The organism is Rhizobium quercicola, from assembly GCF_021168455.1.
In the GTDB taxonomy this organism is placed as follows: domain Bacteria; phylum Pseudomonadota; class Alphaproteobacteria; order Rhizobiales; family Rhizobiaceae; genus Ferranicluibacter; species Ferranicluibacter quercicola.
The window spans coordinates 461,263-476,915 of record NZ_JAJOZR010000001.1 but is presented as its reverse complement, the minus strand read 5'-3'; the positions used below and the strand labels follow the sequence as shown (position 1 = coordinate 476,915).

15 protein-coding genes are annotated in these 15,653 nt (G+C 65.4%); 5 read left to right on the top strand and 10 right to left on the bottom strand.

Translation table 11 applies throughout. The features are described from left to right. Window positions 1-96: 96 nt before the first annotated feature. The 7 genes from LRX75_RS02090 to LRX75_RS02060 form a co-directional block, all read right to left on the bottom strand. Window positions 97-915, bottom strand: a complete 819-nt coding sequence (locus tag LRX75_RS02090) for a creatininase family protein (RefSeq protein WP_231811541.1) — start codon at window positions 913-915, stop codon at window positions 97-99. Continuing rightward, window positions 912-2,387, bottom strand: a complete 1,476-nt coding sequence (locus LRX75_RS02085; RefSeq protein ID WP_231811540.1) for an NAD(P)-binding domain-containing protein — start codon at window positions 2,385-2,387, stop codon at window positions 912-914. The genes LRX75_RS02090 and LRX75_RS02085 overlap by 4 nt, the downstream gene beginning before the upstream one ends. Continuing rightward, the gene (locus tag LRX75_RS02080) at window positions 2,384-3,178 is read right to left on the bottom strand and encodes an ABC transporter permease (protein WP_231811539.1); all 795 of its coding nucleotides are present in this window, start codon (window positions 3,176-3,178) and stop codon (window positions 2,384-2,386) included. Before LRX75_RS02080 ends, LRX75_RS02085 begins: the two co-directional genes overlap by 4 nt. Next, window positions 3,175-4,047 carry an ABC transporter permease gene (locus tag LRX75_RS02075; protein WP_231811538.1) on the bottom strand — a complete coding sequence of 291 codons (873 nt, stop codon included), beginning with the start codon at window positions 4,045-4,047 and terminating at the stop codon, window positions 3,175-3,177. The genes LRX75_RS02080 and LRX75_RS02075 overlap by 4 nt, the downstream gene beginning before the upstream one ends. A gap of 2 nt (window positions 4,048-4,049) precedes the next feature. Next, complete coding sequence (locus LRX75_RS02070; RefSeq protein ID WP_231811537.1) at window positions 4,050-5,138, bottom strand: ABC transporter ATP-binding protein; 1,089 nt, start codon at window positions 5,136-5,138, stop codon at window positions 4,050-4,052. A 2-nt stretch (window positions 5,139-5,140) separates the two neighbouring features. After that, entirely contained in the window at window positions 5,141-6,220 is a 1,080-nt protein-coding gene (locus LRX75_RS02065) for an ABC transporter substrate-binding protein (protein ID WP_231811536.1), read from the bottom strand. 104 nt (window positions 6,221-6,324) lie between these two features. Continuing rightward, entirely contained in the window at window positions 6,325-7,299 is a 975-nt protein-coding gene (locus LRX75_RS02060; RefSeq protein WP_231811535.1) for a LysR family transcriptional regulator, read from the bottom strand. Window positions 7,300-7,528: 229 nt separating this feature from the next. Here LRX75_RS02060 and LRX75_RS02055 point away from each other — a divergent pair, with 229 nt between their 5' ends. Beyond that, a complete protein-coding gene (locus tag LRX75_RS02055) occupies window positions 7,529-8,326 on the top strand; it encodes a metallophosphoesterase (RefSeq protein ID WP_231811534.1) in 798 nt (265 codons plus the stop codon). Between the two features lie 51 nt (window positions 8,327-8,377). Here LRX75_RS02055 and LRX75_RS02050 read toward each other — a convergent pair whose 3' ends face one another. Together LRX75_RS02050 and zigA are read right to left on the bottom strand one after the other, a co-directional pair. Next, window positions 8,378-9,607, bottom strand: coding sequence for a metallochaperone AztD (locus LRX75_RS02050; RefSeq protein ID WP_231811533.1), 1,230 nt, complete (start codon window positions 9,605-9,607; stop codon window positions 8,378-8,380). 71 nt (window positions 9,608-9,678) lie between these two features. Then, window positions 9,679-10,884 (bottom strand): zinc metallochaperone GTPase ZigA, encoded by a 1,206-nt coding sequence (gene zigA, locus LRX75_RS02045; protein ID WP_231811532.1) that lies wholly within the window; start codon window positions 10,882-10,884, stop codon window positions 9,679-9,681. Between the two features lie 325 nt (window positions 10,885-11,209). Between zigA and LRX75_RS02040 the strand changes: the two genes are divergently transcribed. After that, window positions 11,210-11,623, top strand: a complete 414-nt coding sequence (locus tag LRX75_RS02040; RefSeq protein WP_231811531.1) for a VOC family protein — start codon at window positions 11,210-11,212, stop codon at window positions 11,621-11,623. Between the two features lie 301 nt (window positions 11,624-11,924). Then, a complete protein-coding gene (locus LRX75_RS02035) occupies window positions 11,925-12,872 on the top strand; it encodes a LysR family transcriptional regulator (RefSeq protein WP_231811530.1) in 948 nt (315 codons plus the stop codon). A gap of 123 nt (window positions 12,873-12,995) precedes the next feature. Here LRX75_RS02035 and LRX75_RS02030 read toward each other — a convergent pair whose 3' ends face one another. Then, complete coding sequence (locus LRX75_RS02030; RefSeq protein WP_231811529.1) at window positions 12,996-13,643, bottom strand: flavin reductase family protein; 648 nt, start codon at window positions 13,641-13,643, stop codon at window positions 12,996-12,998. 22 nt (window positions 13,644-13,665) lie between these two features. Between LRX75_RS02030 and LRX75_RS02025 the strand changes: the two genes are divergently transcribed. Both LRX75_RS02025 and LRX75_RS02020 read left to right on the top strand, forming a co-directional pair. Then, window positions 13,666-14,679 carry an ABC transporter permease gene (locus LRX75_RS02025; RefSeq protein ID WP_231811528.1) on the top strand — a complete coding sequence of 338 codons (1,014 nt, stop codon included), beginning with the start codon at window positions 13,666-13,668 and terminating at the stop codon, window positions 14,677-14,679. 5 nt (window positions 14,680-14,684) lie between these two features. Continuing rightward, window positions 14,685-15,623 (top strand): ABC transporter permease, encoded by a 939-nt coding sequence (locus tag LRX75_RS02020; protein ID WP_231811527.1) that lies wholly within the window; start codon window positions 14,685-14,687, stop codon window positions 15,621-15,623. The last annotated feature ends 30 nt before the right edge of the window (window positions 15,624-15,653 follow it).

Genomic DNA, 15,653 nt, shown 5'->3' with positions numbered 1-15,653 from the left:
TGAGAGCCGCGATATCGTCCCCGGCGGCGCCCGGCCGGGCCATCCCCTCGTCTTCGCTCGTCGTCCGGTGTTCGTCGGTGAAACGCGGCGGCATCGTCAGGCCTTTCCCGAAAAGCGCGTGTCCGGCGTCAGGCGGGCAAGGTCGAACGTCGCGGTGGCGGACACGAGCCCCGCGAGGGCCTCCGCCGCGCGGCGCAGCACGAGCTCGCCCTTTGCCGCCGTGGCATTGGCCGCATTGCCGCAGACGCCGGCCGCGTGCAGATCCTGCGCCTGCCAGCCGAAGCCGACCGCGCCTTCGGCCGTCAGCAGGCTGCCGGAGCGCTCGATTTCCACCGTCAGCGGCACGAAGTCCTCCGCACGATCCATCGCGACCCGCCCGGGCGCGATCGCCAGCATCATGCTGGTCTCGATATCGCCGCCATGAATGCCGTGCGCGATTTCGGCGGGCGAGAACAGATCGTCGATGGTGGTGATGCGGAACCACGAGCATCCGACGGCCAGCATGCCCAGCTCGCGCCGGATGTCGCGGCAGGCGATGTCCATCAGCGCCATCTGTCCGCCATGGGAATTGAAGAACAGGATGCGGCGAACCCCGGCGCGATGCACGCCTGCTGCCAGATCCATCCAGACCCTTCGCAGCGTTTCGCCGGAAATGGCGAGCGTTCCGGGAAAGGCGATGTGCTCGTCCGATTTCCCCACGGTCATGGCCGGCAGGATCAGCACGTCGGCGTCGTCATCCAGAAGGTCCGCGAAGCGCGAGAGGATCGCGGCATTGATGGCGGCATCGACATGGACGGGAAGATGCGGCCCATGCTGCTCGATCGCCGCGATCGGCAGGATCGCCACTGTGTTTGTGACGTCACGCGTGGCGAACTCCGCCGTCGCGAGGTCCTGCCAGAGGAAAGACCGGGTCATTGTGCCGCCTCCGTTCCCAGCGTGGCCAGACGGGCTTCGAAGTCGTCGGCCACGGGAAGATCGATCGAGGCGTAGCGCTCGAGCGCCGGCAGGATCGTGTGTTCCTGATCGAGAAGCAGGCGGCGCAGCACGCCGCGCACCAGACGGGGAACGGCGTGGCGGTGACCGCTGATCGAGGTGGAATGCGGTCCCTGGCTGACGAAGCTCGCGCTGTTGAAGGCAAAGACGCGACCGACCCAGGCATCGTCCGCGTGCCTTGGCACGAAGCCGTAGAACGCATCGAGATAGGGGAGGCGCGCCAGGCGTTCGTCCCCATCGTCGTCCGGCGGCCGGTAGCGTTCGCCCCAGAGCGCGATCCGCCCGGCGAGGGTCTTCAGTTCGGACCGGGCCGACAGATCGACGGCCATGCCGGTCGCGAGCAGCAGGTGATCAAATTCAAGGACGCCGCCTGGCGTGGTCACGCGGATCGCGCCATCGCTGTCCGTCACCTCGAGCCACGGCGTGGCCGGGCGCAGGCGAAATCCGGGCAGGGCCATCGCGGTCTCGAAGCTGCGCACCGGCGGCGGCTGGTCGTTCCTGCGGAAGAACCGGGCGATCTGCCAGCGTGTGGCGTCGGACAGATCGGGATATTGCGTCATCATCCCCGGCGTTTCGATGGCGCGGTGCGGGTTGGTGCGCGGCAGTCGGGCACGGCGGAAGCAGAGATCGGCGGAGGCGGCGCCGGCCGAAAGCGCCTTGATGGCGTTGTCGAAGGCGGAGGCGCCGTGGCCGAGCAGGCCGACGCGCTTGCCCTTCAGCCGCGCGAAATCCACCGGCCCGTTGGTATGATCGTAGCGGCGCCTGTCCAGACCGTCGGAGATGAAGGCCGGAACCCGCCAGGCCCCGGCGCCGTCGAACCCGGTCGCCAGCACGACGGCGCGCGCCAGCGTCCGCGTGACCGATCCCCGGCAGAGGCTGGTCACCACGATCAGGTCGCCGTCCGCCGCCACATCCAGCACGTGGGTGTCATTGGTGATGGCGATGTCGAACACGCCGGCATACCAGTCGAGGTAGGCCTTCCAGTCGGTCCTCGGAATGCGCGGCAGCTCCGCCCAGGCGGCAAGGCCATAGCGCGTTTCGAACCAGCGGCGCACCGAGAGGTTGGGCACGTTGAACTCGTTGCCGACCTGGGTTTTCGGTGTGCGAAGCTCTTCCATCCGGGCGAAGGTCAGCCACGGGCCTTCCGAGCCGGCCGGCGCGCTGTCGAGAACCCGCACGTCGGCAAGGCCCTCCCATTTCAGCCCGGCCGCTATCGTGACGCCCGACTGGCCGCCGCCGATGATGACGACGTCGGCGACGGAGCCGGCCGGATGACCCTCGAGAGGCGCCAGCCAGGAAGGTGCGGGATATCCCAGCGCCGCGAGATCCGCGCGCGCGGCCTGTTCGAGGTCGTTGAGGGTCGCAGGCGTGGCGGTGATGGGGGAGATGATCATTCTGGGTCTCGCATGGGAGAGGCACGGCGGCGAAGGCGGCGGCGGTTGAGTTCGCTGAGGGCGACGATGATGGCGGTCAGAGCGAGGACGGAGACCTGCATGGCGTTGAGGTCGGGCTTCAGCTCCCGCCGGAATTCGGAGGCGACCACCAGCGAGAGCGGTTGCGTCCGGCCGGCGATAAACATCGCGATCGTGAGGTCGGCGAGCGACAGGATGACGCTGATGGAATAGGCGGCTCCGAGCGCACCGCTCAATTGCGGCAGGAGCACGCGGCGAAAGCTCTGCCATGGCGTCGCGCCGAGATCGCGCGCCGCTTCCTCCAGCCGCGGATCGAGGCGGATGAGGACGGCGGCGATGATGGTCGTGGCGAAGGGAACGGCCACCAGCGTCTGCGCTGCGATCAGGGCCGTCGCGCCCCGCCCGAGCCCGACCCAGTTGAGCAGCATCGCCTGCGCGATGGAGAGCACCGTCTTCGGCACGAGGAAGGGAAGGATGACGAGGACGACGAAGACCGTGCGGAAGCGCAGGCCCGGCGCCGTCAGCGTAAGGGCCGCCATCAGCCCGATGAGGGCGCCGAGAAGGCCGACCGGCTGCGCGATGAGGAAGCTGGTGAGGAACCCTTCGAGAAAGGCCCGGTTGCCGAAGAGGTCTGCATACCAGGCAAGCGTGAAGCCGCTCAAGGGAAAGGCCATGAGGCTGGAGGCGTTGAACGAGAAGACCGCGAGCACGACGATCGGCAGGTAGAAGAAGCCGACGCCGAGCGCCAGCACGAGGGTGACGGTGCGGTTCATGTCCGGCGTCCCGCAAAGACGGCCCGCGCACCCCGCAGGCGCAGGAGAAGACCCGCCATCAGCACAGCGCAGCCGAAGAGCACGACGAGAAGGGCGAGCGCCAGAGCCGAGGCGAGCGGCCAGTCGAAGGCGGTTCCAAAGAGATTGTCGATCATCGCCATGGGGGTCGCGCCGGACGTGCCGCCGAGCAGGCTCGGCGTCAGCATGTCGCCGGCGGCCAGCGCGAAGACGGCGAAGAGCCCGACGGCAAGCCCCGGCGTCGTCAGCGGCAGGATCACCTTGGTGAAGGCCTCGACCGGACGGGCGCCAAGGTCGCGCGCCGCCTCGATCAGCCTGAGATCCACCAGTTCCACCGAGATCCAGATCGCCAAGACCATGAAGGGCAGATTGTTGTAGAGCAGCACGAGATGGGTGGTGAAGGGGGAAAACAGGAGGAACTTCAGCGGCGCGTCGATCAGGCCGAGCCCCTTGAGGAAGGCATTCACGAGACCTTCCGAACCGAGCACGATCCGCCATGCATAGATGCGGACGATCTCGCCGGTGTAGAGCGGTGTGAGGAGGACGATGTTGGCAATGCCCTTCCAGACGAGCGGCAGGCGCGCCATGGCCAGCGCCAGGGGATAGCCGACGATGGCCGCAAGCGTTGCTGTGACGAAGCCGGAGACGACGGCCTTGCCGATGAGGAAGGCAAAGACGGGATTGGACAGGATCTGGCCCCAGCTATGGCCGGAAAGGTCCGGCACCATCTCGAAGGCATCCATGTCCACCGTGAAGACGCTGAAGACGAGAAGCAGACCGAGCGGCAGGACGCAGCCGAGCACGAGCGCGAGCGCGACGGGAAAAGCGAGATGAACGCGGGAGAACGGCATGTTCATCCCTCCAGCCGCGTGATGAAGGCACGGGCCCGATCAAGGTCGAGCCCGATAGCCGTGCCGGGATCAAGCGCCGTGTCGCTCATGACGCGCAGCAAGCAGCCATGGCTTTCCGCTTCGATCAGGAACCGGTCGCCCCGGAACACCACGTGCTGCACCTGCGCCCGCAGGGCCGAGGGGGCGGCGGAAACCTGCAGATGTTCCGGACGGAAGACGAGCATGGCCGCCGCTCCGGTCTCCAGCCCTTCGGCGACAGGCGCCTCGACGATGCCGAGTGGTGTGTCGAGCGTCGCGGTGGCCGACAGTGCCGCCCGGCGCGTTGCCACGATCTTTCCGGGCACGAGGCTTGCCGCGCCGATGAAGTCGGCGACGAAGGCGCTCGCCGGCCGTGCATACAGCGTCAGCGGATCGGCCTTCTGGACGATGCGGCCCTTGTTCATGACCACGACGATATCCGACAGCGCGAAGGCCTCGTCCTGATCGTGCGTGACGTAGACGAAGGCGATGCCGAGCCGGCGTTGCAGGTCCTTCAGCTCGATCTGCAGATGGCCGCGCATCTTCCGGTCGAGCGCCGACAGCGGCTCGTCGAGGAGGAGCATGTGCGGCTCGGCGACGATGGCGCGGGCCACGGCCACGCGCTGCTGCTGCCCGCCGGACAGCTGGTGGGGGTAGCGCGCGCCGAAATCGCCCATGTGAACGGCGTCGAGCGCGCGTTTCACCCGCGGAGACGGGTCGCCCGATCCGCGCCGGAGCGTGAGCGAGAAGGCGACGTTCTCGAACACGGTCAGGTGCGGGAACAAGGCGTAGCTCTGGAAGACCGTGTTGACGGGCCTGCGCTCCGGCGGCACGCCCTTGAGCGGGCGCCCGTCGAGGACGAGCGATCCCGCGTCCGGCGTCTCGAAGCCGGCGATCATCCGCAGGATCGTCGTCTTGCCGCATCCCGATGGGCCGAGCAGCGTGGTGAAGGCCCGCTCCGGGATGTCGAGATCGACCCCATCGACGGCGCGGCCCTTGCCGTAGGATTTGACGAGGCCGCGGGCCGACAGGATCAGGCCGGCATCGGGCGCATGGACAGCATGCTCCGACATGGTCAGCTTGCCTTGACCTCGTTCCAGATCTTCAGCCAGTCCGAGTAGTTGTCGGGTGCGACCGGCCACATGAAGGACTTCATCACCTCCATGTCGTCGACGAAGATGGCCGCCTGCTGCTCCTTCGACAGATCGTCGCGGATGATCGAGGAGGTCGTCGCGTAATTGCCGATCCGGGCGATTTCGGTCGCATATTGCGCGCCGAGCAGGTAGTCCGCGAATTTCAGGGCAAGCTCGGTCTTTTCGGGCGACAGCGAGGCGGGAATGCCGAAGCAATCGCACCATCCCATGATGCCGGCTTTCGGCTTGGCCATGCCCATGGGAAGCTTCGCCTTCAGTTCGTCATAGGGCACGCGCCAGGAGAAGGCGCAGGAGACCTCGCCGGTGGCAAAGAGGTTGGTGAGGTCGCCGATCGTCTGCCAGTAGGTCCGCAGCAGCGGCTTCTGTGCGACGAGCAGCTTCTTGGCCTCCGCCAGCTCCTTCGCATCCATCACGAAGACCCTGTCGCGCGGCACGCCAGCCACGAGCCCGGCGATGGCGATGGATTCCAGCGCATAGTCGCGCATGGCGAGCTGGCCGGAATATTTCGGATCGAAGAGGGTCGTGTAGTCCGGCTCGTGATCGAACGTGTCGGTGCGGTAGACGAGCGGATTGAGGCCCCAGAGATAGGGAACGGCGAAGAGCTTGCCGCTGTCGTCGAGCACCTTCGGCGTCGTCTTGAAGACGTCGTACATGTGGGCGGCATTGGGGAGCTTGGAGATGTCGATCTCCTTCAGAAGACCGGCCTTGATGTAGCGCCAGCTTCCGTTCAGCGACGGGTTGATCATGTCCCAGTCGGCCGCCGAGCCCGTCTTCAGGGCGGCGAACTGTGCGTCTTCGCTGGAAAGGAAGGAGAGCTTGATCCGGGTGCCGGTCTCCTTCTCGAAGGCGGCGACATATTCCGGATGCGCGTTGGATTCCCATGTCGCCCAGACGAGCTCGGACACGGCAGCGCGCGCTGCGCTGGTCGATCCGAGAATGCCGGCCGCGGTTCCCGCAGCAAAACCTGCCAGTATCTCCCGTCGTGTCAGTCCCTGCTGCATCGTCCCACCTCTTGCCGGTTGCTTTTGCGCTGCAGCAAGTGTGCGTTTTTTGAGCACGAACGCCTATAACCGGATCGCAATAGACATTATTGCAGCGCCGGCGGTCAGCCGGGGACGAGGCACGTTTCCGCCGCGCCCGTGCGATCCAGCGCGCGCACGTCCGCCGCCACCGACTTGATCATCTGCCGCAGCCAGGCATGATCCGGCGAATGGTGCTTGCAGTCGTGCCAGAGCATGTAGAACTTCATCTGCCCGAGCTCCCGCGGGGCATCCAGCACCGCGAACGGAAAGGCCTGGGCGATCTGCTCGGCGAAATGCCGGCCCGTCGTGAAGACGAGATCGGACTGGGCGACGACATAGGGGGCAATGGCATATTCCGGCACGGTCACGCCGATCCGCCGCTTCAGACCCAGCTCGATCAGCCGGCCGTCGATGGGGCTCAGATGCGCACGCTTGTCGGAGGTCGGCGAAAGATGGTTCTCCCGAAGATAGGCTTCCATCCCGATGCGGTCGTGCCGGCCGGCCAGAGGGTGGCTCGCTCGCACCACGCAGACGATGTCGGTCGTCAGCAGCGTCGACATTCTCAAATGTTCGGGCGGGTGCGGCCAGTTTCCGATCACGGCATCGACGGTGCCGTCGGCGAGTTGTGCCAGGAAATCCTCGTAGCTCGGCATCGGGCAGACGTCGATATTCACCTGGGGAGCGATGCGGGCGATGCGGCCGACGAGCGGCGGCAGAAAGACGGTGCCGAGGCAATTGGCGGCCACGATACGGAAGGTCCGCTTCGACGTTGCGGGGTCGAAGGTGGGATGCGGCGCGAGCTGCGCATCGATATGCGCCAGGATATCGCGAATGGATTCCCGCATCGCCAGTCCCCGCTCGGTCGGCACCAGCGTGCTGCCCGAGCGCACGAGAAGGGGGTCGTCGAGAAGCTCGCGCAGCTTGCGTAATGTCAGGCTGACGGTAGGCTGCGCCTGTCCCAGAAGCTCGGCCGTTCTGGAAACGCTGCATTCGGTCAGAAGCAACAACAAGGTCCGCATCAGCCGGACATCGAGCGATCCACTTGCCTGTGCCGTCATGGCTGTCGCTTTCCTTGGTGGGACATGGTGTCGAGACGCATTTATCGTGCCACGTCTCACAGCAGGCACCACTTCGGCACCGGTTTTGGTGGCGCGTCGGGGGAGGGTGGCCTATAGGACGTTGCCGCCCCGGATGGCGTTGCTTCGTCTCGCCCTCGTCCACGGTCCGGCGCCCTGCAAATGGCAGGGTGATGTCACGCAACCCGGATTTCGAGCAGGCAAAAGAGTGATGACGACAGACAGCCGACCCTCCCATATCTATGCGATCGCCGATATCCACGGGCGCGCCGATCTCCTCGAAGTCATGCTGGCCCGGATCGCGGACGATGCGGCGGCCCAAGGTTCGGCGCCGCTCGTGATCTTTCTCGGAGACCTGATCGATCGCGGGCCCGAGAGCCCCAAGGTCATCGATCTGGTCCGCGCGACACTGGACCTCTATCCGGGCTCCCGGCTGATCCTTGGCAACCATGATTTCTTCCTGCGCGAGCTTCTGCGCGGCACCCTCACGGCCGAGGATGCCGTCAACTGGCTGGACTGGGGCGGCGTCGCCACGCTGAGCGCCTATTCCCACCGACCGGTGCCCGATCTCGACAATATCGCTGCCGATATCCGCCGGGACTTTCCCCACCATGTGGACGTGCTCGAAAATGCCCTGACCTACAAGGAGATCGGCTGCTTCTGCTTCGTTCATGCAGGAATACGCCCCGGCGTGGAGCTGATCGATCAGGACGAGTACGACTTGCGCTGGATCAGGGCCGGCTTTCTCGACCATCTGGACGTGTTTCGCCACATCGTCCTGCACGGCCACACCATCACGGCGTCGCTGCGACCGGAAATCCATTCCAATCGCATCGCATTGGACACGGGCGCCTACCGGACCGGCCGGCTGAGCGCCGCGGTGATCCGGGACGACGCGCTTTCGCACTTTCTCTGCACCGAACTGAGCGAGACCGGCGGCATCCGCATCGGCGTCTGGCAGCCCGAGGAACGGATGGGTTCTGGGCAGGCGTCTGTTCATCGGACGTGACATTCAAGGCCTGCCGGAAAGCAGGCCTCCGATATCCGTCTTGTCCGGGCGCTAATGCGTCGCGCCGGAGCCGCCGGCGGCCACCACGGCGAAGGGCTGTCCTTCGACCGGGATCGTGCGGACCTCCTTCAGCGTCTTCGCGTCGATCATCCGCACGAGGCTGTGGCGCGGGTCGGTGATCGCGATGTGGTCGCCGGCCACTGCGAGCCGCGGCCGCGCGTCGCGCCAGTGACCGTCCTTGCTGTAGGGTTCGGTGACCGGCGCCGACAGGGTGATCGCACCATCGATCACATCGAGGAGATGCAGCGTGCCGTCTTCCGTCAGAATGTAGGCGTTGCGCGGATGGGCAGGGTCGAGCGCGAAATCGATGCGCCGAAGCGGAAGCTCGATCAGACGATAGGGCGTCTCGGCCTCGGGCTCGATCAGCACCACCTTGTCCTCGCCGTAGTTGCCGAGAAAGAACTGCATCGAGGTGCCCCCGAGCAAGGTGGACACCTTGCCCGCCGGCAGATCCTCGCCATAGGCCACCATGTCGAGTTTCGGCCCGTCCATGCCGCCCGGCCGGGCGATCAGCACGCCCTCCGCGCAACCGAAGGCGACGAGGCGGCCCGATGTCGCCTCTCCGTGCAGGCCTGTGCACGGCGCGACGTCGCCGACCTGTCGGCCGGTTTCGTCGAGCACGCGCAAGCCGAGGCGCGGCGGCAGCTCGCCCGCCTTCACGGTTGCCGTCGTGTCCGGCACCGAGACGAGTATGTGAGGGCCCATGGGCACGGCGACGCCGTGATGCGCGGCCGTCGTGTCGAATGCCTTCGGATCGACCCTGCCCTCCAGCAGTCCGCTCTCGGCAACGAGATCGGCCTTGCCGCCCCGATCGTAGAACACCGCAACCAGATCGCCATGCGTCACGACATGGCCGGGTTTCTCGCCGGCGATCGCGGCGCTCAGAAGTTTCGTGTCGCCGACCGCGATATCGCGATGCTCGCCATGGTCGGAAAGCGCGATGCCGGTATCGATGACGTTGACGATGTTCTGGTCGCCCTGAATGGCAAAGACGGTGCGTCCGGTATCGCTGAGCGACAGTGCGGCATAGCCCTTCAGATCGAAGCGGCCGATTTCCTTGTCGGTGCCCAGATCGATTGCGCGGACGATCGGCTGCGTGTGATCGGCGACGAACAGCCGCCAGCTCTCGTTTCTCTCGTCCTCGGCATGAAGCGCGAGCGGCGTGGCCAGAAGGGCGAGAATGCTGGTGGCCGGAAGCACGGATGTGCGGGAGCGGAACATCGGATATCTCCTGTGGTGCGAAGGGGTCTCTGCGAGGTCTCAGGGCCGGGTGAGTGCAGGCGTCGTCTTGCTCACGAGGCCTTGCGTTCCCAGGGCGTGAAGGGGTCTGCCAGCGTTTGCCAGACGCCCGGACAGAAGGTCTGCGCATCGACCAGGCAGGCATCGAGATCGGCGCGGATCGTCGCCTCGTTCATCGGATCCGCGCCGATGAAGACGATCTCCTGGCGCCGGTCGCCCCAGGTCGGGTCGAGATACGGCGCCATCATTTGCAGGAAGCCGGGGTCGCGCGGCCATTGTGCCTTGGGCACGGCGGACCACCACGCCCCCATCCGGTTCGTTCGCACGAGTGCGCCGGCCTGGCTGATCTCGCCGACATGATCGGGACGCGTTGCAAGCCAGAAGAAGCCCTTCGCCCGGACCACACCCGGCCAAGGGCGATCGATGAAGCGCTGGAAGCGCGTGGGATCGAACGGACGGCGCGCGCGGTAGACGAACGAGCGGATGCCGTATTCCTCCGTCTCCGGCACATGGTCCTTGAAACCGTGCAGTTCCTTGAACCAGAGCGGATGCTGTTCGGCCTTCTCCAGGTCGAAGCGACCCGTGCCCAGCACGTCGTTCAGATCGACCTGGCCGAAATCGGTCTCGATCAGTTTCGCATCCGGGTTGAGGGCGGTGATGATCTTGCGGGCCGCATCGCGGTCCTCGGCGGTGGCGGCACTCACCTTGTTCAGCACCACCACGTCGGCAAATTCGATCTGTTCGACCAGAAGATCGATGACGGTGCGGTCGTCGCCTTCGCCCGCCGTGTCGCCGCGATCGGCCAGGAAATCGGCGGAGCTGTAGTCGGCCAGCAGACTTGCGGCACTGACGACCGTCACCATGGTGTCGAGCTGCGCCACATCCGACAGGCTGCGGCCGTCCTCGTCGCGAAAGTCGAAGGTGGTGGCCACGGGCAGGGGCTCGGCAATGCCGGTGGATTCGATCAGCAGATAGTCGAACCGCCCTTGTTCGGCGAGCGCCCGGACTTCTTTCAACAGGTCGTCGCGAAGCGTGCAGCAAATGCAGCCATTGGTCATTTCCACCAGCTGCTCCTCGGTGCGCGACAGGTTGGCACCGCCGTCGCGCACCAGCGCGGCATCGATGTTGACTTCGCTCATATCGTTGACGATCAGCGCGACGCGCAGACCCTGACGGTTGGACAGGATGTGGTTCAGCAATGTCGTCTTCCCGGCTCCAAGAAAGCCGGAGAGAACCGTGACGGGAAGTTTCTGGGCCATGATCGCGTTTATCCAGTGAAGTAACGTTATACAGTTACATATGCACGGGAACGCGTCCGGGGGTCAAGCCGATCCGCGCGAGTTTTTTGCGCTTCTTTATGGTGGATGCGGACGCTGTCTCATCCGCAATGCCTTCGCTCTGGGCAGGATATCGGCGAGCGCGGGCGTCCGGGTGTCGAGCCGACGGCTCGCCGCACGCGACGAATCCATCTATAGGACAGACGCGAACCTGATGGTCGGGGGCGGGTGGATGACACGATCGCTCGACGACGTCAGGCGATCGTCCGCCGAGGACGAGCCTTGCCAACCCGATAGAAAGTCCATCATGCGCTCACTGTTTCATCTGGCCTACCACGTGAACGACCTCGATGATTGCCGTCGCTTCTACGGGGACATCCTCGGCTGTACCGAAGGTCGCAGCACCGAGACCTGGGTCGATTTCGACTTCTTCGGGCATCAAATCTCGCTGCATCTCGGCACGCCCTTCGAGACCACCCGAACCGGGAAGGTCGGCGATCATCTCGTGCTGATGCCGCATCTGGGCGTCGTCCTGCCTCTGGAGGATTGGCTGGCTCTCGCCGATCGCCTGCAGAATGCGGGTGTCGCGTTCGACATTCCGCCCGTCGTCCGCTTCGAAGGCAAGCCGGGCGAGCAGAGGACGATGTTCTTCCTCGACCCGAGCGGCAACCCCATCGAGGTCAAAGGCTTCAAGGATTTCGACGGCGTTTTCGCACGCTAGCGTTCGGGCGATGGTCCCCGTCGAGCATTGCGGAGACGGAGCATCCTTGCGACCGGTGCCTCGAATCTGCGGAAAACGCACCGGCGCACTCTTCTCAACATGGCGGAGCCGGTCCATCATGCTTTTCTCATCCGTGATGGACGGGGTTTGTCCCAGCCTGCGAACCTTGAGAGGTCACGGGTAGCCACCGCTCTCCGGCGTCGCGGCAGGTGATGTCGGTTCCGAGAGGCGCCCTGTGTGAAAGGCGACGCATGCCCGTCATCGGCAATTCCGGGGAGGTTCCGCAAGACGGGGATGCGCCATGCCCGACCTAGCCTCGTGGGATCTCGTTCGCGTTTTCCTCGCCTTGTCGCGGCTGCAGAAGTTCGAGGCTGCGGCACACCAGCTGGGTCTGGATTCCACGACCGTGCGGCGAAAGCTGCAGAAGCTCGAAAAGATCGTCGGCGGGCCGCTGTTCGATAGCGATGGCGGCGTCCTCACCGTTCGCGGCGATCATCAGCTGCTGTTCGAAACGGCCAAAGAGATGGAGTCGGCAGCGCGGCGGTTTGCCAACAGTGCCGTGCATTCGGCGAGCGCCGGGTCGATCCGCCTGTCGGTCATCGACATCATCGGACGGCTGCTCACGCCGGAATTCGCCGGCTTCACGGCGGCGCATCCCGGAATCTCGCTGGATGTCACGACGGAGACGCATTTCGTCGATCTCGATGCCGACCGGGTCGATATCGCCATCCGCATGGCGCGGCCGGAACGCGGGCGGCATGGGTTGCGCAAGGTCGCGGATGTCGACTTTGCCGTCTATGGGTCGCGCGCCTATCTGTCGTCGCTCGCGCAGGATGCCGCCAGGCCGCTCGATCTGGTGGTTCTGAAGCCGCATTTTCCCCATCGCGATCACGATTTCAGCCTGGCGGAGGACCGGTGGTTTCTCTCCATGGAGCGGCCGCTGGTCTTTGCCGGCTCCACGGACAACTACCCGATGCTGCATGCCATGTGCCGCGAGGGAATGGGGCTTGCGCTTCTGCCACGGTTTCTCGGCGCCGGCGATCCGCAGCTGGGGGAGTACCGGGCCGCCGAAGACCCCTACAGGATCCCCCTCTGGATCGTGATCCGGGAAGATTCGGCCCAGGCCCCCAAGGTCCGCAGGCTGGTCGATTACCTCGTGGACCGCTTCAAGGACTATCGGCCGTTGCTCAATGGCAAGCGCAATGCCGGGGACGACGGCGAGAGCGACGATGCCGAGCCGCGCGGTTGAGACGGCCAGGGGACGTTGGCACTGCGGGAAATGCGGACGCAGATCCGGCGAGCATGCGAAGCGGTTTGCATCCGCATTTGCGGTAATAGCGCGCTCCTGCGGCTTGCGGAAAAGCAGTCGTCGCTAGAGCTCCAGAACCAATCGCGGCGAACGGCTTCTGGAACAGCAGACGGCGATGCGTCGGTTCGACGTTTTTTCCGCATCGGTCTGGTAGATATCGCGATGGTCCGGCTCGCCGTCGAGCACGTCGACAAGACAGGTGCCGCACATGCCCTGCTCGCACGAAAGCTCGAGATCGAGGCCGGCATCGACCAGAACCCGGGCAATGCTCCGTCCTGCGGGGACGCGATATTCCTGTCCGGTTGCCGCGTCCACCACCGTGAATTCGTGTTCGGGTTCGTCTCCGGCAAGGCCCGGCGCCCGGAAATGCTCCTGATGGATGGTGTGGTCCCGATAACCTCGGGCTCTCGCGCCATCCGTCACCGCCGTCATGAAGCCTTCCGGCCCGCAGGTGTAAAGATGCAGCCCGTCGGCAGGCGCCGGCAGGTCGCGTTGCGCGTCGAACATGGCCGAGGGAACCTCGTCGCAAATGTGGAAGGTGACGCTCGCCGCGAAAGGCGCGTCTTCGATCAGCCGGCGGAATGCGGTCGAGAGACGGTTCCGCGTGAAGTAGTGCAGAGCGAACGGCGTGCCTTGCGCCTGAAGAGCGTAGGCCATCGACAGAAGAGGGGTGATGCCGATCCCGCCCGCAAGCAGGACCGCTCCGTCCATCTTGCGAACCAGCGGAAACAGGTTGCGAGGGGCGCTGCGCCTGTTCGCGCTTGCGGGCGCCCTCGTGGCGGGGCTCGGCCTTTCGGCCCTTGCGCTCATTCTCGCCGGCGTGCCGGCAGAGAGCCTGGCGGACGAATTCATCATGGCGACGATCTTCGATCCGATGAACTTCAAGGCCGTGTTGGTGCAGGCCGCCCCGCTGATGCTCGTCGGGCTCTGCGCCGCCATGGCGTTCCGCGTCCGCTTCTGGAACCTCGGCATAGAAGGCCAGATGATCTTCGGCGGGATCGGAGCGACCCTCGTCTCGCTGCTTCATCTCGGGCCCGAATGGGCACGCCTGCCTCTGATGGGGCTTGCCGCCATGGTCTGCGGCGCGCTGTGGGCCTTGATCCCGGCACTCCTCAAGCTGCGGCTTGCGGTCAACGAGATCATCTCGACGCTTCTGCTCAACTACATCGCTTACTATTTTCTGCTGCATCTCCTGTATGGCGCCTGGAAGGATCAGGACGGCTTTCCGCATTCGCCGGCCTATGCGCCCTTCGAGCTCCTGCCCGACCTGTCATCCGGTATCGGCGTCTCTCTGGTCATCGCCTGCACGGCAGCGGCCGTCATGGCCTATATCGCCGCACGCAGCCGTGCCGGCATCTACATGCGCTTTGTCAGCGCCAATCCGGGCGTCGCGCGGGCACTGGGCGTGCCCGTGGCTCGGATGGTGCTCTCCATCGTCCTGGTCTCGGGTTGCCTTGCCGCCCTTGCGGGCTTCGTCGTCACGAGCGGGCAGGAGGGGCGGCTGACGCAATCCTTCTTCCCCGGCTACCGCGTCTCCGGCGTCCTGATCGGATTTCTCGCCCGCAACAATCCGATCGCCGCGGCGATCGTCGCTCTGCTGATGTCGGTGCTGTTCGTCGCCGGCCAGAACCTGCAGGTCTTCTATTCCATCCCGCCGTCGATGGTTCAGCTCATTCAGGCCGTCGTGGTCATGAGTGTCGCGGCGTCGGATTTTCTCGTCATCCATCGTGTCCACTGGATCAGGTAACGCACGTGACCACATTTCTCATGACGTGGCTTGCCACCATTCCCCAGCTGGCCGTGCCCTATGCGCTTGCGGCTCTGGGACTGATCCTGTCCGAGCGTGCGGGCATTCTCAACCTCACCGCCGAAGGACTGATGCTCGTCGGGGCCCTGGCCTCGGTGGCCATCCTCCTGACGCTGCAGGTCGATCCGCTGCTCGCAATGGCGGCCGGCATGCTTGCCGCTGCCGCGGTCTCGGTTCTCTTCTCGTTTCTGGTCATCGTGCTCCGTGTCAATCAGGTGATTGCCGGCCTTGTCATCGTGTTCTTCTGCCAGGGATTGACGAGCCTGCTTGGAAATCTCTTCGGCTGGACCAGCAAGGCCTTCTCGGGGCTCGCCCCGGTTTCGCTCGGGGCGCTCGCGGACATTCCCGTGTTCGGGCCGGTCCTCTTCCGACAGGACGTGATCGTCTATCTGATGATCCCGATCCTCTTCGGGGTGTCCTATCTCCTGCGGCGCACGCGTTTCGGCTTGCGTCTTCGCGCGGTCGGCGAAAACCCGGAAGCCGCCGATGCGATGGGCGTTCCGGTCTCGATGACCCGCTTTCTGGCCGTGACGGCGGGCAGTGCGCTGGTCGGTCTTGCCGGTGCCTACATCGCCGTTGCGAACGTCAAGGTCTGGATCGACGACATGACCTCCGGTCGCGGCTGGATCGCCATCGCTCTGGTGATCTTCGCGCGCTGGGACCCGTGGCGAGCGGCCGCCGGTGCCCTCCTGTTCGGGTCGATCCAGGCTGTAATCCCGAAGCTTGCCGCCGCCGGTGTCGTCCTGCCGCAATATCTGCTGATGACCACACCCTATCTGGCCACGCTCGGCGTCATGATCTGGGTCTCGGTCCGGCATCTGAACCGGCCGAGTGACGAGCCGGGAGCGCTGGGCCAGCCCTATGTCCGCGAGGAGCGGCGCTGAGACGCCGCGATCGGATTTCACGGAACCTTC